General features: G+C 64.9%; 18 protein-coding genes. 11 read left to right on the top strand and 7 right to left on the bottom strand.

The window, feature by feature from the left end; all coding sequences use genetic code 11:
• The first annotated feature begins 206 nt into the window (after window positions 1-206).
• The 6 genes from recC (at window position 207) to M2395_RS17940 (ending at window position 11,898) form a co-directional block, all read left to right on the top strand.
• On the top strand, window positions 207-3,659 hold the full coding sequence (gene recC / locus M2395_RS17965; RefSeq protein ID WP_123430032.1) for an exodeoxyribonuclease V subunit gamma: 3,453 nt from the start codon (window positions 207-209) through the stop codon (window positions 3,657-3,659).
• Window positions 3,656-7,348, top strand: coding sequence for an exodeoxyribonuclease V subunit beta (gene recB / locus M2395_RS17960; protein ID WP_123430033.1), 3,693 nt, complete (start codon window positions 3,656-3,658; stop codon window positions 7,346-7,348). Before recC ends, recB begins: the two co-directional genes overlap by 4 nt.
• Window positions 7,345-9,426, top strand: a complete 2,082-nt coding sequence (gene recD, locus M2395_RS17955; RefSeq protein ID WP_123430034.1) for an exodeoxyribonuclease V subunit alpha — start codon at window positions 7,345-7,347, stop codon at window positions 9,424-9,426. Before recB ends, recD begins: the two co-directional genes overlap by 4 nt.
• 116 nt (window positions 9,427-9,542) lie before the next feature.
• Window positions 9,543-10,124 (top strand): YfiR family protein, encoded by a 582-nt coding sequence (locus M2395_RS17950; RefSeq protein ID WP_026020227.1) that lies wholly within the window; start codon window positions 9,543-9,545, stop codon window positions 10,122-10,124.
• Window positions 10,121-11,389 carry a diguanylate cyclase domain-containing protein gene (locus M2395_RS17945; protein ID WP_041115800.1) on the top strand — a complete coding sequence of 423 codons (1,269 nt, stop codon included), beginning with the start codon at window positions 10,121-10,123 and terminating at the stop codon, window positions 11,387-11,389. Before M2395_RS17950 ends, M2395_RS17945 begins: the two co-directional genes overlap by 4 nt.
• 14 nt (window positions 11,390-11,403) lie before the next feature.
• A complete protein-coding gene (locus M2395_RS17940; protein ID WP_015634043.1) occupies window positions 11,404-11,898 on the top strand; it encodes an OmpA family protein in 495 nt (164 codons plus the stop codon).
• 46 nt (window positions 11,899-11,944) lie between these two features.
• Here the strand turns inward: M2395_RS17940 and M2395_RS17935 are convergent, their stop codons facing one another.
• Window positions 11,945-12,895, bottom strand: a complete 951-nt coding sequence (locus M2395_RS17935; protein ID WP_011059110.1) for a LysR family transcriptional regulator — start codon at window positions 12,893-12,895, stop codon at window positions 11,945-11,947.
• A gap of 149 nt (window positions 12,896-13,044) precedes the next feature.
• On the opposite strand from M2395_RS17935, the gene M2395_RS17930 reads away from it, so the two are divergent.
• Entirely contained in the window at window positions 13,045-14,571 is a 1,527-nt protein-coding gene (locus tag M2395_RS17930; RefSeq protein WP_019096001.1) for a CoA-acylating methylmalonate-semialdehyde dehydrogenase, read from the top strand.
• Window positions 14,572-14,581: 10 nt separating this feature from the next.
• Window positions 14,582-15,469 (top strand): 3-hydroxyisobutyrate dehydrogenase, encoded by an 888-nt coding sequence (gene mmsB / locus M2395_RS17925; RefSeq protein WP_011059112.1) that lies wholly within the window; start codon window positions 14,582-14,584, stop codon window positions 15,467-15,469.
• Window positions 15,470-15,804: 335 nt separating this feature from the next.
• On the opposite strand, the gene M2395_RS17920 is transcribed toward mmsB, so the two are convergent.
• From M2395_RS17920 to M2395_RS17910, 3 genes are all read right to left on the bottom strand, one after another.
• Window positions 15,805-16,323: an RES family NAD+ phosphorylase gene (locus M2395_RS17920; RefSeq protein ID WP_011059113.1), complete on the bottom strand. Its 519-nt coding sequence runs from the start codon at window positions 16,321-16,323 to the stop codon at window positions 15,805-15,807.
• Window positions 16,320-16,805, bottom strand: a complete 486-nt coding sequence (locus tag M2395_RS17915; RefSeq protein WP_015634047.1) for an antitoxin Xre/MbcA/ParS toxin-binding domain-containing protein — start codon at window positions 16,803-16,805, stop codon at window positions 16,320-16,322. The genes M2395_RS17920 and M2395_RS17915 overlap by 4 nt, the downstream gene beginning before the upstream one ends.
• 126 nt (window positions 16,806-16,931) lie before the next feature.
• A complete protein-coding gene (locus M2395_RS17910) occupies window positions 16,932-17,276 on the bottom strand; it encodes a cupin domain-containing protein (RefSeq protein ID WP_011059115.1) in 345 nt (114 codons plus the stop codon).
• Between the two features lie 286 nt (window positions 17,277-17,562).
• On the opposite strand from M2395_RS17910, the gene kynB reads away from it, so the two are divergent.
• The 3 genes from kynB (at window position 17,563) to M2395_RS17895 (ending at window position 20,919) form a co-directional block, all read left to right on the top strand.
• Window positions 17,563-18,216 (top strand): arylformamidase, encoded by a 654-nt coding sequence (kynB, locus tag M2395_RS17905; protein WP_015634049.1) that lies wholly within the window; start codon window positions 17,563-17,565, stop codon window positions 18,214-18,216.
• A gap of 93 nt (window positions 18,217-18,309) precedes the next feature.
• Entirely contained in the window at window positions 18,310-19,161 is an 852-nt protein-coding gene (kynA, locus tag M2395_RS17900) for a tryptophan 2,3-dioxygenase (RefSeq protein WP_011059117.1), read from the top strand.
• 258 nt (window positions 19,162-19,419) lie between these two features.
• Complete coding sequence (locus tag M2395_RS17895; protein WP_077933305.1) at window positions 19,420-20,919, top strand: PLP-dependent aminotransferase family protein; 1,500 nt, start codon at window positions 19,420-19,422, stop codon at window positions 20,917-20,919.
• A gap of 27 nt (window positions 20,920-20,946) precedes the next feature.
• Here the strand turns inward: M2395_RS17895 and M2395_RS17890 are convergent, their stop codons facing one another.
• The 3 genes from M2395_RS17890 to antC form a co-directional block, all read right to left on the bottom strand.
• Window positions 20,947-22,155 carry a benzoate/H(+) symporter BenE family transporter gene (locus M2395_RS17890; RefSeq protein WP_123430036.1) on the bottom strand — a complete coding sequence of 403 codons (1,209 nt, stop codon included), beginning with the start codon at window positions 22,153-22,155 and terminating at the stop codon, window positions 20,947-20,949.
• Between the two features lie 186 nt (window positions 22,156-22,341).
• Window positions 22,342-23,742, bottom strand: coding sequence for an amino acid permease (locus tag M2395_RS17885; protein ID WP_011059120.1), 1,401 nt, complete (start codon window positions 23,740-23,742; stop codon window positions 22,342-22,344).
• Between the two features lie 67 nt (window positions 23,743-23,809).
• Window positions 23,810-24,832: an anthranilate 1,2-dioxygenase electron transfer component AntC gene (gene antC / locus M2395_RS17880; protein WP_053148942.1), complete on the bottom strand. Its 1,023-nt coding sequence runs from the start codon at window positions 24,830-24,832 to the stop codon at window positions 23,810-23,812.
• Window positions 24,833-24,838 lie beyond the last annotated feature (6 nt).

The following is a 24,838-nucleotide window of genomic DNA, read 5'->3' as shown; positions in this document are numbered from 1 at the left end:
GTAGTGTGGGGTTTCCCCATGTGAGAGTAGGTCATCGTCAAGATTAAATTCCGAAACCCCAACTGCACATGCAGTTGGGGTTTTGTTTTTGCGCGACATAAAAGCCCGGCGCTTTCTCTGTCACTGTTTGCTCGACCTGGCTGCCACTGCCCGGTGACAGTGCTAAGGTTCCGCCCTAGCTTTTTGCATTCTCCAAGGAAGCCTTTATGCCGGACGCCTCGTCCCTCAACCCTGGTTTCATGGTGGTTCACGGTAACCGCCTGGACGAGTTGCGCAGCCTGGTGGTCAGCTGGATGCGGCGTTATCCCCTGGCGCCCCTGGAAAATGAAATTGCCCTGGTACAGAGCAACGGTATCGCCCAATGGCTGAAACTGGCCCTGGCCGAAGACCCCGAAGTGGATGACGGCGGTGGCTGCGGTATTGCCGCTGCCATTGATGTGCAATTGCCGGGCAGTTTCATGTGGCAGTTGTACCGCCTGGTCCTGGGGCGAGACGAAATCCCGCCCAAATCCCTGCTGGATAAAGCTCCCCTGACCTGGCGGCTGATGCGCCTGTTGCCGGAGTTGATCGATGAGCCGCATTTCGAACCCCTGCAACGCTTCCTGACCCACGACAGTGACCTGCGCAAGCGCTATCAATTGGCCGAGCGTTTGGCCGATCTGTTCGACCAATACCAGGTATATCGAGCCGACTGGCTGGAGGATTGGGCCGCCGGCCGCCACCAACTGCGCAATGGTCGTGGTGAAACCAAGGCCCTGACGCCTGCCAACTGCTGGCAGGCCGAGCTATGGCGCGCGCTGCTGTTGGATGTCGGCACCGAGGGGATGGCCCAGAGTCGCGCAGGCGTTCACCAGCGCTTTATCGAGCGGATCAACCAACTGGAGGTGGCGCCCAGGGGCTTGCCGTCCCGAGTGATCGTTTTCGGTATCTCTTCGCTGCCGGCCCAGGCCCTGGAGGCACTGGCCGGGTTGGCCCGTTTCAGTCAGGTGCTGCTGTGTGTGCACAACCCTTGTCGCCATCACTGGGCCGATATCGTTGCCGACAAGGACCTGCTGCGCCACCAATACAAACGCCAGGCGCGCAAGGCCGGCATGCCTCAGGCCCTGGATCCGCAAACCCTGCACCAGCACGCCCACCCGCTGCTGGCCGCCTGGGGCAAGCAAGGCCGTGACTACATCAACCTGCTGGACAGCTATGACGATCCCAACAGCTATCGCAGCGCTTTTCGCGATGGCCGGATCGATCTGTTCAGTGACAGCCAGCCGGCCAGCATGCTCCAGCAATTGCAGGACGACATTCTCGAACTGCGCCCGCTGAACGAAACACGTGAGTTGTGGCCGCAGGTCGATATCCAGCACGATCAATCGATCCGCTTTCACATTGCCCACAGCGCCCAGCGAGAAGTGGAAATCCTTCACGACCAGCTCCTGGCGCGCTTCAGTGCAGAGCCCGACCTGCGGCCCCGGGATGTGATCGTCATGGTCCCGGACATCGACAGCTACGCCCCGCATATCCGCGCCGTGTTCGGCCAGCTGGAGCGGGATGACCGGCGCTTCATTCCCTTTACCCTCACTGACCAGGGCCAGCGTGGCCGTGACCCGCTGCTGATCGCCGTCGAACATCTATTGAAGCTGCCGGACAGTCGTTTTCCGGTCAGTGAGATTCTCGACCTGCTGGACGTTCCAGCCCTGCGTGCGCGTTTTGGCGTCGACGAAGCCGACCTGCCGACCCTGCACCGCTGGATTGAAGGTGCCGGCATCCGTTGGGGAATGAATGCCGAGCAGCGCGCAGAACTGGGGCTGCCCCCGGAACTGGAGCAGAACAGCTGGCGTTTCGGCTTGCGGCGCATGCTCCTGGGCTATGCCGTCGGCCGCTCCGACGCCTGTGACGGTATCGAACCTTATGACGAGATTGGTGGCCTGGATGCGGCGCTGATCGGTCCCCTGGTCGCCCTTCTTGACGCCCTGCAGTTCGCCTACCAGCAACTCACCCAGCCGGCGGTTCCGGCGGAGTGGGGCGAGCGCCTGCACAACCTGCTGGAACAGTTCTTCCTTGCCAGCAACGAGCACGATGATTACCTGCTGGGACAGCTCGACGACCTGCGGGAAAACTGGCTGGAAACCTGCGAGTCTGTGGGCCTGCAAGATCAGTTGCCGCTGACGGTGGTCCGCGAAGCCTGGCTGGCTGGCCTGGACCAGGGGCGCCTGTCCCAGCGTTTCCTCGCCGGAGCGGTGAACTTCTGCACCCTGATGCCGATGCGCGCCATTCCCTTCAAGCTGGTGTGCCTGCTGGGCATGAACGATGGCGATTACCCCAGGGCGCAGCCGCCTCTGGACTTCGACCTGATGGGTAGCGACTACCGCCCCGGCGACCGATCACGGCGCGAAGACGACCGTTACCTACTGCTTGAAGCCCTGCTCTCGGCTCGTGACCAACTTTATGTCAGTTGGGTTGGCCGCAGCATTCGCGACAACAGCGAGCGCCCGGCCTCGGTCCTGATCGGCCAGTTGCGCGATCACCTGGCCAGCGGCTGGCGGCTGCCCAATGAGCAGGACTCCCTGCTGGAGGCCCTGACCCAGGAGCATCCCCTGCAACCCTTCAGTGCCCGCTATTTCCACGACAGCGACACGCTGTTCAGCTACGCCCGGGAGTGGCAAGTGCTGCATCAGGTCCGAGAGGAACTGGGCGCAGTCGAACGCCTGGAACCCTATGTCCAGGACGAGCCCCTGAGCCTTGCCCAGTTGCAGGATTTCCTGCGCAACCCGGTGCGGCATTTCTTCAGCCAAAGGCTCAAGGTGTTCTTTGAAGCCATGGAAGCACCGCTGGCCGATGAAGAGCCCTTCGTGCTCGATGCTCTACAGCGCTACAGCCTCAGCGACAGCCTGCTGGAAGCGGCGCTGGGCGACGCCGCGCAGCCCGAGCAAGCCTTGCAGGCCCAGGCCCAGAGGCTGCAAGCCAGTGGCCTGTTGCCCATGGCCGGTTTTGGCGAATGCCTGCAGCGCGAACTGCTGGAGCCCCTGCCGGACCTGTTGCAGCGTTATCGGCAACTGCTCGACCTGTGGCCGACCCCGGTAACCAGTGCGCTGCCTGTGAGCCTGGAACTGCAAGGCGTGCGCCTGGAAGGTTGGCTCAGCAGCCTGCACCAGCGAGCTGATGGCGGGTTGTTGGCTGTGAGCGCCATCCCCAACGGCATCGGCTCGACCAAGACCCGTAAATGGCATCGGCTGATCAAGCCTTGGGTCAATCATCTGCTGGCCTGCGCCAGTGGTTACTCCTTGACCACCGCGCTGGTGGCCAGCGATGACAGCCTGTTGTTGCCGCCGCTGGAGCAGGAGGTGGCCCGGCAGATTCTCGGCAACCTGCTGCAGGCCTGGCAGGCCGGCATGCGCCAGCCGCTGCCGGTGGCGATCAAGACCGCCTTCGCCTGGCTGGGCCAGAGCGACCCGGACAAAGCCGCGGCCGCTGCACGCAAGACCTACGATGGCGACGGCCAGAACAGCGAGGGCGAACGCCGGCAAAGCCCGGCCCTGGCCCGCCAATTCGCCGACTACAACGCACTGATCGCCGATGAAACCTTCAGCGGTTGGGCCGAGACCCTTTATCGACCCCTGTTGAATGCTCCCTGGCGTTCGGCGCTCGGCGAGGAGGCAGGCGCATGACTGCACAAGCTCCCCTGGCCCTGGCATTTCCTCTGCGCGGCAGCCAGTTGATCGAGGCCAGTGCCGGTACCGGCAAGACCTTCACCATCTCCGCGCTCTACTTGCGCCTGGTGCTGGGCCATGGCGGTGAGGCGGCGGGTTTCGGGCGTGAATTGCTGCCGCCGCAGATACTGGTGGTGACCTTTACCGATGCCGCCACCAAGGAATTGCGCGAGCGCATTCGCACGCGCCTGGCGGAGGCCGCGCGCTTCTTTCGCGATGAAACCAGCGCCCCCGATGGCCTGATCGTCGAGTTGCGTGAGCAATACCCCGTCGAGCAGTGGGCCGCCTGTGCCAATCGCCTGGACATCGCCGCGCAATGGATGGATGAGGCCGCGGTCTCGACCATCCACAGTTGGTGCCAGCGCATGTTGCGCGAACATGCGTTCGACAGCGGCAGCCTGTTCACCCAGACCCTGGAAACCGACCACAGCGACCTGCTGGGCCAGGTTCTGCGCGATTACTGGCGGCTGTTCTGCTACCCGATGCAGGGTGATGCCCTGAACTGGGTGCGCAGCCATTGGGTCGGGCCGGCCGAACTCATGCCCCGGGTGCGGGCAATGTTCGGCAACGAGCGTCGGGACCCACCCGAGCAGACGCCGAGCGAGTTGATCGAAGCCTGCCTGCAAGAACGTCGTGAAGCCCTGGTGCAGATCAAGGCGCCCTGGCGCGAGTGGGCCGCGCAACTGCGGGAGATCTGCCTGCAAGGCGTGGCCAGCAAGAGCGTCGACGGGCGCAAGATGCAGGCCCGGTTCTTCGAGCCCTGGTTCGAAAAGATCAGTGCCTGGGCCGAGGACGAATCCGTCGAGCAACTGGACATCGGCACCGGCTTCACCCGCCTGACCCCCGAAGGTATGAGCGAGGCCTGGAAAGGCGCGGCCCCCGATCACCCCGGGCTCGACGCCATGGCCGTGCTCAAGGCCAGCCTCGATGCCTTGCCCAGCCCGGATGCGGCGGTCCTGCAACACGCCGCGCAATGGGTGGGGGCACGTTTCGAAGAAGAGAAGCGGCGGCGCGCCGAGATGGGCTTCGACGACATGCTGCTGCGCCTGGACAGCGCCCTGCAGAGCGATGGCGGCGAGCGCCTGGCGACCCTGATCCGCGAGCAGTTCCCGGTGGCCCTGATCGACGAATTCCAGGACACCGACCCGGTGCAGTACCGGATCTTCGAAAGCATCTACCGGATCGAGGCCAACGACCCCGAGACCGGCCTGTTCCTGATCGGCGATCCCAAGCAGGCGATCTACGCCTTCCGTGGCGCCGATATCTACACCTACCTGCGGGCACGCCAGGCCACCAGCGGGCGCCTGCACACCCTGGGTACCAACTTCCGCTCCAGCCAGGCCATGGTCAGCGCGGTCAACCATGTGTTCCTGCAAGCCGAACAGCGGCCGCAGGGACAGGGAGCCTTCCTGTTTCGCGAAGCGGATGGCGAGAACCCGGTGCCATTCCTGGCGGTGGCCGCCCAGGGGCGCAAGGAGCAACTGCTGGTCGACGGCCAGCCGGTGCCGGCACTTAACTTCTGGCAATTGCCTTCGGAACAGCCGCTGTCCGGGGCCCAGTATCGCCAGCATCAGGCGGCGGCTTGCGCCACTGCGATTGTCGGCCTGCTCAATGGCGGCCAGCAGGGGCGCAGTGGGTTTGTCCGTGAGCAGCAAGCGCTGAAAGGCTTGCTGCCGGCGGATATCGCGATCCTGGTGCGCGATGGCAAGGAGGCCCAGGCCGTGCGCGGCGAGCTGGCCGCCCGCGGGGTGCGCAGTGTGTACCTGTCGGACAAGGACTCGGTGTTCGCCGCCCAGGAAGCCCGGGATGTGCTGGTGTGGCTCAAGGCTTGCGCCGAGCCGGACGTGGAGCGGCCGCTGCGCGCGGCCCTGGCGTCCCTGACCCTGAACCTGCCGCTGCTGGAGCTGGAGCGGCTTAACCAGGATGAACTGGCCTGGGAAGCGCGGGTCATGCAGTTCCGTGGCTACCGGGCGATCTGGCGCAGCCAGGGCGTGCTGCCGATGTTGCGGCGCCTGCTGCATGACTTCCAGCTGCCCCAGGCGCTGATGGCCCGCAGTGATGGCGAGCGGGTGCTGACCAACCTTCTGCACCTGTCCGAGCTGCTGCAACAAAGCGCCGCCGAACTCGACGGCGAGCAGGCCCTGATCCGCCATCTGGCCGAGCACCTGGCGCTGTCCGGGCAGGCGGGGGAGGAGCAGATCCTGCGCCTGGAAAGCGATGAGCAACTGGTCAAGGTGGTGACCATCCACAAGTCCAAGGGCCTGGAATACCCCTTGGTGTTCCTGCCCTTCATCTGTTCCACCAAGCCGGTGGATGGCAGCCGCTTGCCGCTGCATTACCACGATGCTGCCGGCAAGCCCCAGGTCAGCCTACGGCCCACCCCGGAGCTGATTGCCCTGGCCGATGAAGAGCGCCTGGCGGAAGACCTGCGGCTGCTCTATGTGGCCCTGACCCGGGCCCAGCATGCCTGCTGGCTGGGGGTGGCCGATCTCAAGCGGGGCAATCACAGCAGCTCGGTGTTGCACCTTTCGGCCCTGGGTTACCTGCTGGGCGGCGGCGATGTCCTGGGCGAATCCAGCGCCTTGTTGCGCTGGCTGCTGGACCTGCAGCAGGGCTGCGCTGCGATTGGCGTGTCCGAGCTGCCCGTCGTCGATGACCAGCGCTATCAGCCACCGCGCAACGAGGCCACCCTGCTGGCGCCGCTGACGCCCAGCCGTCGCGCCGCGGAAAACTGGTGGATTGCCTCCTACAGTGCCTTGCGCATCAGCGACATCCTGGGGGCGGGCAGCACCGAGGCGCCGGAAAACCCCCAGGCGCAGAAACTCTTCGACGACGAACGCCTGGACCCCGAAGCTCCTCGGGAAACCCTGGCCAGCGGCGGCGATATCCACCGCTTCCCCCGCGGCCCGAACCCCGGGACCTTCCTTCATGGCCTGCTGGAGTGGGCCGGGGAGGAGGGTTTTGCCGCTGCCCCCGAGGCGATCGAGGACGCCGTGGCCCGGCGCTGCAATCGCCGCGGCTGGCAAGGCTGGATCCCGACCCTGAGCGACTGGCTGCAGCACCTGCTGCAAGCGCCCTTGCCCCTGGGCGAGGGCCAGGCACCGGTGGTGCTCGGGCAGTTGACCCAGTACCGGGTCGAGATGGAGTTCTGGTTCGCCAGCCACAAGGTCGATGTGCTCAAGCTCGATGAGCGGGTACGCCAGCAAACCCATCAGGGCGCGCCCCGAGTCACGGCCGAGCCGGTATTGCTCAACGGCATGTTCAAGGGCTTTATCGACCTGACCTTCGAGCACCAGGGCCGCTATTACGTGGCCGACTACAAATCCAACTGGCTGGGCGCGGACGACGCGGCCTACACCGAGCAGGCCATGGAACAATCGATTCTCGACAACCGTTACGACCTGCAATACGTGCTGTACCTGCTGGCCCTGCACCGGCAATTGAAGGCCCGGCTGGCGGACTACGACTACGATCGCCATGTGGGCGGCGCCTTGTACCTGTTCCTGCGGGGCACCCGTGCCGCCAGCCAGGGGGCCTACTTCGCCCGGCCGCCTCGACAGTTGATCGAGCAACTGGACCGCATGTTCCAGGGCCAGCCCGAGCCACCCAAGGCCGAGCCCGCCTGGGAGCAGGGAGTGCTGCTATGACCCAGGACCTGTTCGATGCACTGGACCAGGCGCCGCAACCGGCCTTCGACCTGGCGCCCCTGAGCCGCGCCGACGACTTGCTGCTGTTGCTTGAACGCTGGGTCGAGCGCGGCTGGCTGCGTTCCCTGGACCGGGCCTTTGTCGGCTTCCTGCATGAGCTGGACCCGGGCTGTGATCCGCTGGTACTGATGGCCGCGGCCCTGACCAGCCATCAGCTGGGGCACGGGCATGTCTGCCTGGACCTGTTCGAAACCCTCAAGGAGCCGGACTTCGCCCTGTCGCTGCCGCCCGAAGGCGACGCACAAAACGGCGCACCGGCGCTGCCGTCCCAGGTGTTGATGGGGCTTGAAGGGGCGCACTGGTGCAAGGTCCTGGCCGGCAGCCGCCTGGTGGCCCTGGCGGCGGATCATGCCGAGTCTTCCCGGCAGCGGCCGCTGGTGCTGTCCGGCAAGCGCCTGTACCTGCGCCGCTACTGGGCCTATGAGCGGCGTATCGACAACGCCTTGCGCCAGCGCCTGGCCTTGGCCGAGGCCACCCCGGAAAACCTCGCGGCGCGCCTCGACGGGCTGTTCGGCCCGGCCAAGGCGGCGGGGCCCGTCGACTGGCAGAAACTCGCCTGTGCCCTGGCCACCCGGGGCGCCTTCAGCATCATCACCGGCGGCCCCGGCACCGGCAAGACCACCACCGTGGTGCGCCTGCTGGCCTTGCTCCAGGGCCCGGCGGTGGAAGCACGCAAGCCGCTGCGCATTCGCCTGGCGGCGCCTACCGGCAAGGCCGCGGCGCGCCTGACCGAGTCCATCAGCTTGCAGGTGCGTTCCCTCGCGGTGCCCGATGAGGTGCGGGAAATGATCCCCAGCGAGGTGACCACCGTGCACCGCTTGCTGGGCAATCGCCCGGGCACCCGGCATTTCCGCCATCACGCCGGCAACCGCTTGCCCCTGGATGTCCTGGTGGTGGACGAAGCCTCGATGATCGACCTGGAAATGATGGCCAACCTGCTGGACGCCTTGCCCATCCATGCACGCCTGGTGTTGCTGGGGGACAAGGACCAACTGGCCTCGGTGGAAGCCGGCGCCGTGCTCGGCGACCTGTGCCGTGACGCCGAGGCCGGTTGGTACAACCCGCAGACCCGGGCCTGGCTGGAAGCGGTCAGTGGCGAGAACCTGGGAGCCAGCGGCCTGCAGGAAGACAGCGCCCACCAGCATCCCCTGGCGCAGCAGGTGGTGATGCTGCGCCATTCCCGGCGTTTCGGCGAAGGCAGCGGCATCGGCCAGCTGGCGCGTTGGGTCAACCAGCAGCAGGCCGATGAAGCCCGGCGCCTGCTGGCGGCTCGCAGCCATGCCGACCTGTATGGCCTGAGCCTCAAGGGCGAGCAGGATCGGGCCCTGGAGCGGCTGCTGCTGGAGGGCCATGGCGAGGGGCCGCAAGGCTACCGCCACTACCTGAATGTACTGCGCAGCCAGCGCCCGCCGCCGGGTACGCCTCTGGAGGATCGGCGCTGGACCGACTGGGCGCGCCATGTCCTGCAGGCCTTTGATCGCTTCCAATTGCTGTGCGCGGTGCGCAAGGGCCCCTGGGGTGTCGAAGGCCTGAACCTGCGGATCACCCAGGCGCTGTTCAAGGCCCGGCTGATCGACAGTGACCAGCAATGGTACGAGGGCCGCCCGGTGCTGATGACCCGCAACGATTACGGCCTGGGCCTGATGAACGGTGATATCGGCATCGCCCTGAAACTGCCGGAGCAGGAAGGCTCGGAGGCGGGGCGTCAGGTGCTGCGCGTCGCCTTTCCGCGCAACGATGGCCAGGGCGGGGTGCGGTTGGTGCTGCCAAGCCGGCTCAATGACGTGGAAACCGTTTACGCCATGACTGTGCATAAGTCCCAGGGCTCGGAGTTCGCCCACACCGCGTTGATCCTGCCCGACGCTTTGAACCCGGTGCTGACCAAGGAGCTGATCTACACCGGTATCACCCGGGCCAAGGACTGGTTCAGCCTGATCGAGCCCCGTGCCGGAGTGTTCGAAGAGGCTGTTCGGCGCAAGGTCAAGCGTCTGAGCGGGTTGATGCTGGAGTTGGACTGACGCCCATGTTTCCGGCTTTTCTCAGGCATCGTGCTCGGGCGCTGGTCTCGCTGCATTTTCCCGGGCTGTGCTATCGTTGCGGCATCATTTCCGTGAAAATCAAAGAGAATCCCTGCATGGACGTGGCTGTCTTGAGGACAGAGCGCATTTTGGGGTGGAGACAGTGTGTGCTGTCGACCATTCTCTGCCTGTTCAGCCTGTTGGCCATCGCGCAGTCGGAGCCACCGGCGTCCGCGAGCCTGGCCGAGCAACGGGCCAAGGCTGTAACCCAAGTGGTGCTGGGCATTCTCAGCTACGCTCGCTGGCCCGTGGAGCCTGCGCAACTGCGTCTGTGCGTGGTTGGCCCCACCGAATACACCGATGACCTGCTCAAGGGCGCGACCCAGGCCACCGGCCGCCCGGTTCTGGTGCGGCGTCTGCTGGCCAACAACCCGTCGTTGGCCAGTGAGTGCGATTCGGTCTATGTCGGCAAATTGTCCAATGATGAGCGTACCCGGCTGTTCAACTCGCTGATCGGGCAACCGGTGCTGAGCATCAGCGAGGGGGGCGACCAGTGCACCGTGGGCAGCCTGTTCTGCCTGCGGGTCGGCGACAGCCAGGTGTCGTTCGAGGTCAACCTGGATTCCGTGGCGCGCAGTGGGGTGAAGATTCATCCCAGCGTGCTGCAGCTTTCCCGTCGTCGTCCGGCGGCCCCATGAAACTGTTCAAGCCCAACGCCCGCCCTACACTGCGGTCGGTCATCGGTCGCGGCCACCTGATCGTCGCTCTGCTGGCGATCTCCATGGCCAGCCTGTCCCTGACCTTTCTCGGGGTGTTGGCCCTGCGCGTGTACGCCGATCACAACCTGCACCTGATCGCCCGCTCCATCAGCTACACCGTGGAAGCTGCAGTGGTGTTCAACGACAGTGTGGTGGCCACCGAGGCCCTGGCCCTGATCGCCTCCACCGAAGAGGTGGCCGACGCCAAGGTGTATGACAGCCAGGGCCAGTTGCTGGCCAGCTGGCAGCGCCCGGAAAGCGGCTTTCTGACCAACCTGGAAATGCACGTCGCCAGCGCCTTTCTGGAAAAGCCCATCAGCCTGCCGATCCTGCACCAGGGGCGGGAAATCGGCACCATCAATGTCACCGGCCATGGCGGCAGCCTGTTGCGGTTTCTCCTCAGTGGCCTGGTGGGCATCGTGCTGTGCATCGCCCTCAGCGCCTGGTTGGCGCTGTACCTGGCGCGCCGCCAGCTGCGGGGCATCACCGGACCGTTGCGCAGCCTCGCCGATGTGGCGCACGCGGCCCGGCGCGAACGGGCCTTCGATCAGCGGGTGCCGCCTGCGGAAATCGCCGAACTGGACAACCTGGGCAACGACTTCAACGCCCTGCTCGATGAGCTGGAGGCCTGGCAGACCCATCTGCAAAGCGAGAATGAAACCCTGGCCCACCAGGCCAGCCACGACAGCCTGACCGGCCTGCCCAACCGGGCGTTCTTCGAAGGCCGACTGATCCGTGCCCTGCGTAGCGCCAACAAGCTCAACGAGCGCATGGCGGTGCTGTTTCTCGACAGCGACCGGTTCAAGGAGATCAACGATAACTTCGGCCACGCCGCTGGCGATGCGGTGCTGGTGGCTGTGGCCACGCGGATTCGCGCGCAGTTGCGCGAGGACGACCTGGTGGCGCGCCTGGGCGGGGACGAATTTGCCGTGCTGCTGACCCCGCTGCACCGGGTCGAGGATGCCCAGCGCATCGCCGACAAGATCATCAGCAGCATGGAAGTACCGATTCAACTGCCCGGCAGCCTGTCGATCCTGACATCGCTGAGTATCGGTATTGCCGTGTACCCGGATCATGGTGCGACACCGGGCAGTCTGTTGAATGCCGCCGACGCGGCCATGTACCAAGCCAAGCGCGGTTCGCGAGGCGGGCAACACACAGTGGGGGCGGAGCTCCCTATCGTTCAGGTTCAAAACAGGAGCTAATTCCCTTGTTCTCGATGACGCAACGTTCGGTTCGACTGTTCAGCACTCTGGTGTTCATGGCCCTGCTGGCCCTGGCCGGCTGTCAGAGCGTGCCGCCCAAAGGTCTGACCCCGAAACAGATCGCGGTACTGAAACAGGAGGGCTTCGAACTGACGGATGAAGGCTGGGCCTTTGGCCTGTCGGGCAAGGTGCTGTTTGGCAGCGATGTGGAAACCCTGAACCAGGCCAGCACCGAGATCGTCCAGCGCATCGGCAAGGCGCTGCTCAGCGTCGATATCCAGAAGGTCCGGGTCGACGGTCACACCGACGCGTCGGGCAAGGAGGCCTACAACGTGCAACTGTCCGTGCGCCGGGCCAAGAGCGTGGTCAAGGTGTTGACCCAGGTTGGCATGCGTGAAGAAAACATCCAGCTGCGCGGCCTGGGCAGCAGCGAGCCGGTGGCCTCCAACAGCACCGTGGCCGGGCGTACCGAGAACCGTCGGGTGTCGATCGTGGTGATCGCCGACTGATCGACGACCTGCCGGGTTGCGGCTGCAGCCTTGCGGCCGCTAAGGGTCAGGGGGCGGCGAAGCGCATGCTGCGACTCTCGCCCATGAGCAGCGGCCGATTCTGCTCGGTCACCTCGCGGATGTAATCCCATAACAGGGTGATCCGCTTCAACTTCCTGAGATCCTCCCGGCAGTACATCCAGAATTGCCGGGTCAGGTTGATTTCCTTGGGCAGCACTGGCAGCAGGCGCGGGTCCTGGGCCGCCAGGAAGCACGGCAGGATCGCCAGCGAGCGGCCCTGCTGCGCTGCCACGTACTGGGCAATCACGCTGGTGCTGCGCAGGTTGGCGCTGGCCCCGGGCACCACATTGGCCAGGTACAGCAGCTCGGAACTGAAGGCCAGGTCATCCACATAGCTGATGAATTGATGCTCGCCCAGGTCGCCGGGGCGGCGGATCGGCGGGTGGCGATCGAGGTATTCCTGGGTGGCGTACAGCTGCAGGCGGTAGTCGCACAGCTTGCAGCACACATAGGGGCCGTGCTCCGGGCGTTCCAGGGCGATGACGATATCCGCCTCGCGCTTGGACAGGCTGATGAAGTGCGGCAGCGGCAGGATATCCACCGAGATTGCCGGGTAGGCGTCGAGGAAGTGGCTGAGTTGCGGGGTGATGAAGAAGGTGCCGAAGCCTTCGGTGCAGCCCATGCGCACATGGCCGGACAACGCCACTCCGGAGCCCGAGACCTGCTCGCACGCCATGTGCAGGGTGCTTTCGATGGACTCCGCATAACCCAGCAGGCGCTGGCCCTCGGCGGTGAGGACAAAGCCGTTGGTGCGGGATTTTTCGAACAGCAAGGTGCCCAGGGCGGTTTCCAGGGACCCGATGCGCCGCGATACCGTGGTGTAGTCCACCGCCAGGCGCTTGGCCGCACTGCTGGCCTTGCGAGTGCGCGCCACTTCGAGGAAAAACTTCAGGTCGTCCCAGTTCAGGGTGCTTAGCGAGGTGATGTTTTTTTGCATGATGGACCGGATTTTATGTGCGTTCTTATTAGAAGTTTGCACATCTATACTCCAAAAACCGTCCGATACCAACTCGCGACAGCCCCTCTTTCAAGGCGCTTGCCCGCCTTGGTTTCCCTGCATAAGAACTCAAGAAGTCAGGAGACCCCATGAACGCATCCCTCAAGCCCGACGGCACCACCCTGCAACAGGTCAAACTGCTGATCGACGGTGAATGGGTCCAGTCCCAGAGCCAGGAATGGCACGACATCGTCAACCCGGCGACCCAGGAAGTGCTGGCCAAGGTGCCCTTTGCCACTGCCGCTGAAGTCGACGCCGCGATCGCCGCTGCCCAGCGCGCCTTCCAGACCTGGAAACTGACCCCGATCGGCGCGCGGATGCGCATCATGCTCAAGCTCCAGGCCCTGATCCGCGAGCACTCCAAACGCATTGCCGTGGTCCTCAGCGCCGAGCAGGGCAAGACCATCGCCGACGCCGAGGGCGACATCTTCCGCGGCCTGGAAGTGGTGGAGCATGCCTGCTCCATCGGCACCCTGCAGATGGGCGAATTCGCCGAAAACGTCGCCGGCGGCGTGGACACTTACACCCTGCGCCAGCCGATTGGCGTGTGCGCCGGGATCACCCCGTTCAATTTCCCGGCAATGATTCCGCTATGGATGTTCCCGATGGCCATCGCCTGCGGCAACACCTTCGTCCTCAAGCCTTCCGAGCAGGACCCGCTGTCCACCATGCTGCTGGTGGAGCTGGCGGTGGAAGCCGGGGTGCCGGCCGGTGTGCTCAACGTGGTGCACGGCGGCAAGGACGTGGTGGATGCGCTGTGCACCCACAAGGACATCAAGGCGGTATCCTTCGTCGGTTCGACTGCGGTCGGCACCCACGTCTATGACCTGGCGGGCAAGCACGGCAAGCGCGTGCAATCGATGATGGGCGCGAAGAACCACGCCGTGGTGCTGCCCGACGCCAACCGCGAACAGACCCTCAATGCCCTGGTGGGCGCCGGCTTCGGCGCTGCCGGTCAGCGTTGCATGGCCACCTCGGTGGTGGTGCTGGTGGGGGCGGCGAAACAATGGTTGCCGGACCTCAAGGCCCTGGCGCAGAAACTCAAGGTCAACGCCGGCAGCGAGCCGGGCACCGATGTCGGCCCGGTGGTCTCCAAGCGTGCCAAGGCGCGGATTCTGGAGCTGATCGAAAGCGGCGTGAAAGAAGGCGCCAAGCTGGAGCTCGATGGCCGCGACATCAAGGTTCCGGGCTACGAGCAGGGCAACTTCATCGGCCCGACCCTGTTCTCCGGGGTGACCACCGACATGCAGATCTACACCCAGGAAATCTTCGGCCCGGTGCTGGTGGTGCTGGAGGTGGATACCCTGGACCAGGCCATCGCCCTGGTCAACGCCAACCCCTTCGGCAACGGCACCGGCCTGTTCACCCAGAGCGGTGCGGCGGCGCGCAAGTTCCAGAGCGAAATCGACGTCGGCCAGGTGGGCATCAACATCCCGATTCCGGTGCCGGTTCCATTCTTCAGCTTTACCGGCTCCCGCGGTTCCAAGCTCGGCGACCTGGGCCCCTACGGCAAGCAAGTGGTGCAGTTCTACACTCAGACCAAGACCGTCACCAGCCGCTGGTTCGACGATGACAGCGTCAATGACGGTGTGAACACCACCATCAGCCTGCGTTGAGGAGCCTGACATGAACATTGCATTTATCGGCCTGGGCAACATGGGCGCGCCCATGGCCCGCAACCTGATCAAGGCCGGCCATCAGTTGAACCTGTTCGATCTCAACCAGAGCGTGCTGGCCGAGCTGGCGCAACTGGGCGGGCGTATCAGTGCTTCGCCCAAGGCCGCTGCCGAAGGCGCCGAACTGGTGATCACCATGCTCCCCGCCGCGGCCCATGTGCGCAGCGTCTGGCTGGGCGAGGATGGGGTGCTGGCGGGTATTGGCCGCGGCATTCCGGCGGTGGATTGCAGTACCATCGACCCACAGACCGCCCGTGAAGTGGCCGCAGCCGCCGCCAAGCAGGGCGTGGCCATGGCCGATGCACCGGTATCCGGTGGCACCGGCGGCGCCCAGGCCGGGACCCTGACCTTCATGGTCGGCGCCAGCGCCGAACTGTTCGCCACCCTGCAACCGGTGCTGGCGCAGATGGGCCGCAACATCGTGCACTGCGGTGAAGTGGGCACCGGGCAGATCGCCAAGATCTGCAACAACTTGCTGCTGGGGATTTCGATGATCGGCGTCAGCGAGGCCATGGCCCTGGGGGATGCCCTGGGCATCGACACCCAAGTGCTGGCGGGGATCATCAACAGCTCCACCGGTCGGTGCTGGAGTTCCGACACCTACAACCCGTGGCCGGGCGTGATTGAAACCGCCCCGGCGTCCCGCGGCTACACCGGCGGCTTTGGTGCCGAGCTGATGCTCAAGGACCTGGGGCTGGCCACCGAAGCCGCGCGCCAGGCCCACCAGCCGGTGGTGCTCGGTGCCGTGGCCCAGCAGCTGTACCAGGCCATGAGCCAGCGTGGGGAAGGTGGCAAGGACTTCTCGGCCATCGTCAACAGCTACCGCAAGCCGCAGTAAGGCGTCGCTAGTCGGGAGGGGGCGCTGGCGGGTTTGCGCGGCAATCTCGACGCCGCCAGTGGTCTCTCTGGGTATCGTCAAACCAGGTCCTGCGGCTCAGCAGCGGCTACAAGGGGCGGTGTAGCCGCTGCCGCAGGCTGCGAACGGCTCCGCAGGAGACGCAGCGGTCTCAAACCCGGCAGAGGTTTGTCTGGGTATCGCCAGGCAAGGCCCTTCGGTCCTTTTCGCAGCTTCGCGGGCTCAGCAGCGGCTCCACGCGTCATTGAATGCAGCCCCTTCAGCCGGGGCATTTGCGGGAACCTGCGTCGGGCAGGTTCCCGCTTTTTTTGCCCGGCTCAGTTCGGCCGGCTGGCAACGGTGCCGGAGGGAGGGTTGAGGCGGGTGTCGAGGCCGAAGCGTTCCTGGATCACCACCTGGTACAGCCCCTTGGCCAGCAGCGGATTGATCAGGATATTCCAGCTGTGCCGGGAAACCGACGAGGGCACCAGCACGAAAGGGTGGTCCGCCAGCAACTGATCGGCGAACTTCTGCTGGCCGGCGCTGGGAATCCCCGGCACCAGCCAGTTGGGGTTGGGAATACGGTTTTCATCGACTCGGTAGATGGCGGTCGGGTCCTGGATCAGGGCGCCGGTGAGTACATGGGGCACGCTGTCCAGGGCGGCAAAACCCTTGTGCACCGCCACTTCCAGAATCGCCGTGGCCGGGTCGGCGCTGGCGTACACCGCCTTCACGCCCTTGGAGTTCCAGCGGCCGCCACACAGTTCGGCGCCAATGCCGCTGTCCCAGCTGTCGGCGTGCCGGGCGGCGTCCAGCCGCCAGAAGTGAAGGGTGCTGCTGCCCGGCACACTGATCACTGATAGACCCCGTATTCCAGGCGGGTGAGGAACTCGTCCACCAGTTCGAAACCGATGGGGTTGGTCAGCAGGTCCACCGGTTTGTGGCCGTCCAGGCCCATCACCGGCTTGGCCATCCACTCCTGGGCCTCTTCACTGCTGCCGAAGATGTCCTCGGCCTTGGCCAGCACCTGGGCGAAGCGTACCGCACGGGCGCTCTGTTCCGGGTTCAGCGGCTCGTCCGGGGTTTTCAGGCGCCGGTGCAGGGTGCGTTCGGAAAGGCCGATGATCTTGGCCAGGACCTGTTCGTCCTTGAGCATGGGCACCGAGGAGACGAACTTGATGATCGCCGTCAGCGGGATGCCCTCCTCGGTCAGGCGATAGATCGAGATACGATCGTCAAAGCGTGCCCGGCCACCCAGAAGGATGTCCGAGGACTGCTCTTTCAATACCAGTTTGCCTCGCCGCTTGGGAACGAGGCCGGTGCCTGTCAGCGCGACCATGAGTGCTGCTCCTGCCTTTTGCCATTTGGCAGTGATTATATAGACATTTGGCAAAAGGCGCTGGCTTGAATCGCAACACGGCCAGGGGAGCCCGGCTGGCGCGGGCTCCCGGTATCGAGGGAGGACTCAGGCGAAGACGAAGTACTTGCGCACGGTTTCCACCACTTCCCAGGTGCCTTTCATCCCGGGCTCCACCACGAAGATATCGCCGGCGCGCAGGTGGATGGGGTCGCGGCCGTCCGGGGTGATCACGCAATAGCCTTCCTGGAAATGGCAGTACTCCCACTTTTCATAGGCCACCCGCCATTTGCCCGGGGTGCAGATCCAGGTGCCCATGATCTTGCTGCCATCCTCGCTGGTGTAGGCGTTGAGGTTGACGGTGTGCGGATCGCCCTGGAGTTTTTCCCACTTGCAGGCGTCGAGCACCGGCAGCGGATGAGTGTCGCGAAGAACGGTGATGGGTTGGGACATGCTGTGCTCCTAGCAGGCAGAGAACTGAAGCCGCACCCTATAGCGCCTGGCGGGCAGGGGGTTGTCTGTACTCGACCTCGGGGTATCCAGAAGCGCAGCGCGGCCCCGAGTCGAGGTGGCTGGGCGCAGGGCCGGGAAGAGGCGTGGCGGTTGCAAGATTCATTCGGCAAACAGGGCTTTGTTAGCAGTAATTGCGAAATATCCGCGGCTGCCCGAGTTATTTCGCAAGAATCTTTACCGGTTTCGCTCGTATCATTCAGCTCGGAGTGACCTAAGAGCCGCACGAATGGAAAATACACCACGCTGGTGGGATATCAGCCCGCCGTTGAGTACCGCAACCCCGACCTGGCCGGGAGATACGCCGTTCCAGGAGGAGCGCGTCTGGCAGTTCGGCCCCGAGTGCCCGGTGAATGTCGGGCGGGTGACCCTGTCGCCCCACACCGGTGCCCATGTCGATGCGCCCCTGCATTACCGGCCGGACGGCCTGCCCATCGGTGAAGTGCCGCTGGATGTCTACATGGGCCCGTGCCGGGTCCTGCACTGCCTGGACAGCGGTGCTCTGGTGCAGCCCGAGGCGTTGCTCGGGCGCCTCGAAAACTTGCCTGCGCGAGTGTTGCTGCGTACTTATCCACAGGCTCCGCTGAGTGCCTGGGACCCGGACTTTACTGCCGTTGCTCCAGCCACTGTCGAGCTGCTGGCCAGCCTCGGCGTGCGCCTGATCGGCATCGACACCCCGTCCCTCGACCCCCAGCAGTCCAAGACCATGGACGCCCACAACACCGTGGCCCGCCATGGCATGGCGATCCTCGAAGGCGTGGTTCTCGATGAGGTTGCCGAAGGCGACTACGAACTGATTGCCCTGCCACTGCGCTTCGCTCACCTGGACGCCAGTCCGGTGCGGGCGATCCTGCGCCCCCTGGCCGATTCATTCCTACAATAAATACACAGCTGGCCCTTCGCGCCGTTGTGCATCCCGATCCGGGGTGCGCAGCCAGCGATGGGCAACCGCTGCCTGAGGCGAGGAGCCCACGCGATGAGCCAATGTCCCTTTTCAAGCAATCCGCCGGCTGAGTGGCATAACGCCGAGCTGAATTTTTCCGACTCCATGAGCTACGGCGACTACCTGGACCTGGGGCGCATCCTCAGCGCCCAGCATCCCCTGTCGCCGGACCACAACGAGATGCTCTTCATCATCCAGCACCAGACCTCGGAGCTATGGATGAAGCTGATGCTGCACGAGCTCAAGGCGGCCCGCGAGCATGTGCGCCAGGGCCAGTTGCCGCCGGCGTTCAAGATGCTGGCGCGGGTTTCGCGGATTTTCGATCAACTGGTGCACGCCTGGGCGGTGCTGGCCACCATGACGCCGTCCGAGTACAAGTCGATCCGGCCTTACCTGGGCCAGTCCTCGGGCTTCCAGTCGTTCCAGTATCGGGAGATCGAATTCATCCTCGGCAACAAGAGCGCGGCCCTGCTGCGGCCCCATGCCCATCGTCCCGAACTGTTGCAATCGCTGGAAGCGTCGATTGCCACCCCGTCCATGTATGACGAGGCGATTGCCCTGATGGCCCGCAGCGGCTTGAGCATCGACCCTGCGCGCCTGGCACTGGACAGCACCACCACGACTCAGCATGACCCGTCGGTGGAAGCGGCCTGGCGCGAGGTCTACGCCAACCCTTCGGCCTATTGGGACCTGTACCAGTTGGCGGAGAAGTTCATCGACCTGGAAGACTCCTTCCGCCAGTGGCGCTTTCGCCATGTGACCACGGTGGAGCGCATCATCGGCTTCCAGCCCGGTACCGGTGGTACCGAGGGCGTGGGCTACCTGCGCAAGATGCTCGACACCGTGCTGTTTCCCGAACTGTGGCGAGTGCGCTCCTCGCTCTGACCCGAAAACGCCCCGCCTGCCGGGGCGTTTTCATGTGCCTGCCGGTGACTGACTCCCAGAGTGCGGCCGCTGCCGCAGACTGCGATCGGCAGCGCAGCAGACGCGTTCTTGAGGTCTGGAAGGTCCTCCGGACCTTATCGCAGCCTGCGGCAGCGGCTACAGAGGTCGTTAGAGAGCAGCGGGCGCTGGCGGCAGTTGCGCTCGGGGGATAAGGTGGCCGCCTTCGGTGCACCATTTTTACTCTCTAAGGCAGACCACATGTCCCGGACCTTCGAGCTTGAAACCCTCAAGATGCGGCTCAGCGATCCTGAGTTCCGCCCTCTGGACCTGCACCAGCGCATCCAGCGCGCCTTGCGCGGGCTGATCCTCGACGGCGCCCTGGGCCCCGGCGTGAAGCTGCCGGCGACCCGGGCCCTGGCCAAGTCGCTGGCGGTATCGCGTGACACCGTGGAAAACGCCTATGTGCAGTTGCAGCGCGACGGTTTTGTCCTGCGGCGCAAAGGCTCGGGGAGCTATGTCTGCGAAACCATCGGTGCCCAATTGCGTGGCCCGTCCCGCCGGCGCCAGCTCCAGCAAGGGTTGCCGGCCCACAGCCCGGAACCGGGAGCGGGCCTGAGCCGGCGCGGCGCGGCACTGTTGGCGCGGGGTGGGGTCAGCGATCAGCAGGCGGTCACGGCCTTCGCTACCGGTTTGCCGGAAACCCGCAGCTTCCCGCTGGAGGTCTGGGAGCGCCTGCAACGCCAGGCATTGAAGGATTACCGTGCCAGCGTGCTGCTGCATGGCGATCCCCAGGGCGCGCTGCCCCTGCGCAAGGCGATTGCCGCCTACCTCAACCTGGAACGCGGGGCCAAGGTGCAGCCCGAGCAGATCCTGGTGCTGAGCAGCACTCGCCAGGCGCTGTTCCTGTGTGCGCAACTGCTGGTGGACGCCGGCAAGCCGATCCTGATGGAGAACCCAGGCTACTTCGGCGCGCGCAAGGCCTTCGAGGCGGCCGAGGCGCGGATCGTGCCCATTGATGTGGATGGCCAGGGCATCCGCACCGACCTGTTGCGAGCCGACCGCAGCGGCGCCCGCTGTGTCTATGTGACGCCCTCGCACCAGTACCCCACGGGTGCCACCCTGTCCCTGGAGCGCCGCCTGGAGCTGACCCGCTGGGCCGCCGAGCACGACCGATGGATCATCGAGGACGACTACGACAGCGAGTTCCACTACGAGGGCCTGCCCACCGCCTGCGTCCAGGGCCTGGACCCGTTTCGGCGCACCCTGTACATCGGCACCTTCAGCAAGACTCTCTATCCGGGCCTGCGCATGGGCTACATGATCCTGCCCGCCGAACTGGTGGGGGCCTTCAGCAGTGCTCGCAGCATCATGGACGGGCACACGCCGCAGATCCTCCAGTTGACCCTGGCGCGGTTCATGGAGGAGGGGCACTACAACGCCCATGTACGGGCCATGCGCAAGCTCTACGCCGGGCGCCGGCAGGCCATGCTCGAGGCCATAGGGCGGCACTTGCCGGGCATTGCCAGGGCCTTGCCGCCACCCGGCGGTTTGCAGGTCCCGTGTCTTCTGGAACCCGGCTGGAGCGAAGAGCTGACCCAGCAACGTGCGGCCAGGGCTGGCATCCAGTTGCCGGGGCTCAGCCGGCTTTATGCGGGCGAGCAGAAGCAGCAGGGCTGGCTATTGGGCTATGCGTCCCTGAGCGCCCATGAGATCGAGGCGACGATGGCGCGTCTGGCCCAGGCCCTGGGAAAGCCCTAGCCAGCGGCCTTTTTCCAGCGCCGGCGGTCAGGGCTTGGCGCGTTCCTGTGCCAGGGCGCTGCGCGGGCCCAGGATCAACAGGTGCACGGTCAGCCCGGCAACCAGCCCCCAGAAGGCACCACCGATCCCCAGCAGAGTGACGTTGGCGGCAGTGGCAAGGAAGGTGATCAGCGCGGTTTCCCGGGTGGCCGTATCGGCCATGGCGTTGGCCAGGCTGCCGCCGATTGCCCCCAGTAATGCCAGGCCGGCCAGGGTGGTGATAAAGGCCTTGGGCAAGACCATGAACAGGGTCGCCAGGGTGACCCCGAAGGTCCCCACCAGGATGTAGAAAACGCCGCAGGCGATACCGGCGATATAGCGTTTGCCCGGGTCCGGGTGGGCATCCTCGCCGGTACAGATCGCCGCGGTGATCGCCGCCACGTTGAATGCGTGAGCGCCGAACGGCGCCATGATCAGCGAGCCCAACCCTGTGACCGTGAGCAGCGGGTTGGCGCTGGTCTGGAAGCCGTCATTGCGCAGCACCAGCATGCCCGGCATGTACTGGCCGGTCAGGGTGATGACGAACAGTGGCAGGGCCACGCCGAGCAAGGCCGACACGGAGAACTGTGGTGCAGTGAACAGGGGAGCGGCGAAGCTCAGGTGCACGCTGGCGAAGTCGACCCGCTCCTGGACGATCAGCAACGCCAGGCCGATGAACAGGATGCCCACCACGGCAAAGCGTGAAGTGAAGCGCCGCAGCACCGCATAGGACAGTACCAGCACGATCACCAGCAGTGGATCGGCACTCGCGCCGCCAAAGGCGTTGATCCCGAACTGCAGCAGGATGCCTGCCAGCAGGCCAGCCGCGATGCCCTTGGGAATCAGGCGCACCAGCTTGTCGAAAGCCCCGGACCCGCCCAGGACGATGAACCCCAGGGCGCAAACCAGGTAGGCGCCGATCACCTCGGCATAGGGCGTGAAGGGCATCACCGTGGCCAAGAAGGCCGCCCCGGGGGTGGACCAGGCGGTGATGATCGGCGCCTTGTAGCGCAGGCTCAGCCACATGCCGGAGAGGCCCACGCCCAGGGACACGGCCCAGACCCAGGAGGTGGTCTGGGCGGGTGTCAGCCGGGCCAGTTCAGCGGCCTGGAACACCAGGATGAAAGTCCCGCCATAGTTCACCAGCACTGAGATCAGTGCCGCCACGGTGGGAGAGAAGATATCGGCCGGTCTAAGGCCTGTCGCGGTTCTGTTCATAAGCCACTCTCCGTCAAGGAACAGGCTCCCTGGCCCAAACGCCGGGAGAGGCCCGATTCTAGGTAACGGATGGACTATCGTTTCGAGCCACATTCTTGTTTGCTGGCAGACCACTTTGGCGGCGCCGACAAAAAAGCCCGGCCTTGGATAAGGCCGGGCTCGGGGGTGTGGCGTGAACCTGTGGGCTTAGCGCAGGGCGGGTTGCGAAGCTTTTTTCGCCCTGCTCAGGAGGTAGAAGCCCCAGATCACCAGGACCCACACCGGGATCGCGTACACCGAGGCACGGATGCCGGGGATCATCCACATCACGCCGACGATCATCACCATGAAGGCCAGGCACAGGTAGTTGCTCAGCGGCGACCAGAAGGCCTTGAACGAAGGCACCACGCCCTGCTCGGCCATGGCCTTGCGAAAGCGCAGGTGGGTCAGGCTGATCAGCGCCCAGTTGATCATCAATGCGGCCACCACCAGGGCGAACAGCAACTCCAGCGCTTCATGGGGCGCCAGGTAGTTGACCAGCACGCAGAGCAGGGTGATCAGCGCGGAAATGCCCAGGGCCAGGATCGGCACGCCCTGCTTGTTGAGCTTCATCAGCGCCTTGGGTGCGTCACCCTGTTCGGCCAGGCCATAGAGCATGCGGCTGTTGCAGTACACGCCGCTGTTGTACACCGACAGCGCCGCAGTCAGGACCACGAAGTTGAGGATCTGCGCTGCGGCATCACTGCCGATCAGCGAGAAGATCTTCACGAACGGGCTGCTGCTGTAGGCGTCGCCGCCAGCGTTGAGGCTCACCAGCAGTTCGTCCCACGGGTACAGCGACAGCAGCACCGCCAGGGCGCCGACGTAGAAGATCAGCACCCGGTAGACCACCTGGTTGATGGCCTTGGGAATGACCTTGCGCGGTTCGGCGGCTTCGGCGGCCGTGATGCCCACCAGTTCCAGGCCGCCGAAGGAGAACATGATGAAGGCCATGGCCATCAGCAGGCCGGTGCCGCCGTTGGGGAAGAAGCCGCCGTGTGACCACAGGTTGCTCACCGAGGCCTGGCTGCCGCCGCTGCCGCTGAACAGCATGTAGCAGCCGAGGACGATCATGCCGACGATGGCCACTACCTTGATAATGGCGAACCAGAACTCGGCCTCGCCGAAGAACTTCACGTTCATCATGTTGATCAGGTTGACCAGCACGAAGAACACCGCGGCGCTGACCCAGGTGGGGATCTCCGGCCACCAGAACTGCACGTACTTGCCCACCGCAGTGAGCTCGGCCATGCCCACCAGGACATACAGCACCCAGTAGTTCCAGCCCGCGAGAAAGCCGAAGTAGCCGCCCCAGTACTTGTGCGCGAAGTGGCTGAAGGAACCGGCCACCGGCTCCTCGACAATCATTTCCCCCAGCTGGCGCATGATCAGGAAGGCAATGAACCCGGCAATCGCGTAGCCCAGGATCATCGAAGGTCCGGCGGATTTGAGAACCCCGGCCGAGCCGAGGAACAGTCCGGTGCCGATCGCCCCGCCCAGGGCGATCAGCTGAATATGGCGGTTCTTCAAGCCACGCTTGAGTTCACCCTGCTTCAAGGTTTGATCCACTAATGTGCGCTCTCTTCTAGTTGTTATCAGGATCGATCGGGGTCGATCACGGCGAATGCTGACGGGATCAGATATTACTCTCGGTGAACCGCTCGTAATACAGCTGAACGCGGTTAAGTTGCTGTTCTTGCAGCCAGATCCGGATCGAATCGACCATTGGCGGCGGCCCGCACACATACATGTCGGTGTCCTGGTCCCGCAGTTCGCTGCTGTCGAAGTGTTCGCTGATGTAGCCGCGCTTGCCCGGCCAATCCGGGTCGGCGTCGCTGATCACCGGGGTGAAGCGAAAGTCCGCCAGGCGTTCGCCATGGGCCTGGATCCGCTCCAGCTCGCACAGGTCGCGGCTGTGGCGCACGCCGTAGTACAGGTGCACCGGCTGCTGGCAGCCCTGCTCGACGATCTGTTCGAGCATCGCCAGCAGGGCCGAGAGCCCGGTGCCACCGGCCACCAGGATCAGCGGACGGCTGATCTGGCGCAGGTAGAAGGCCCCCAGCGGCGCCTCCAGCTGGAGGGTGTCGCCCACCAGGCAGCGCTCGCGGATGTAGTTGCTCATCACCCCGTCGGGCAGCAGGCGGATCAGGAACTGCAACTGGTTGTCCGCCGCCGGCCGGTTGGCGAAGGAGTAGGCCCGGCTAGTGCCGGTACCGGGGATGCTCAGGCGGGCGTACTGGCCCGGGAGGAAATCCAGTGGCGCTTGATGGCCGCCCAGGTCCAGGTGGAGGATGGCGGTGCTTTCGGACACCTGGCGCACGTCGATCACCGAGCCCTGCAACTGCACCGGGTCGGCGCTGTGGCACAGGCTGGAGTCGAAATCGAAATAGAACGCTGCGTCAGACTGCACCCGGGTCTGGCAACTGAGCATCTTGCGCTGTTCCAGGTCCTGGGCGCTGAGGGCTTCTTCGTCCACATAGTCCTGGCTGTACTGGCCGGACTCGCAACGGCCCTGGCAGGTGCCGCACACCCCTTCGCGGCAGTCCAGGGGGATCTTGATGCCGTTGCGCAGGGCGGCGTCGAGCAGGATTTCATTGGCCTTGACCGGGAAGAACAGGGTCTTGCCGTCGGCAAAGCTGAACGCGACCTTGTGCGTCATGGGAGA

The sequence above is a fragment of the Pseudomonas sp. BIGb0176 genome (genome assembly GCF_024810175.1).
Lineage (GTDB): Bacteria > Pseudomonadota > Gammaproteobacteria > Pseudomonadales > Pseudomonadaceae > Aquipseudomonas > Aquipseudomonas protegens.
Note: the sequence above shows the minus strand (reverse complement) of the source record. Positions and strands in the feature narration are given on the sequence as shown.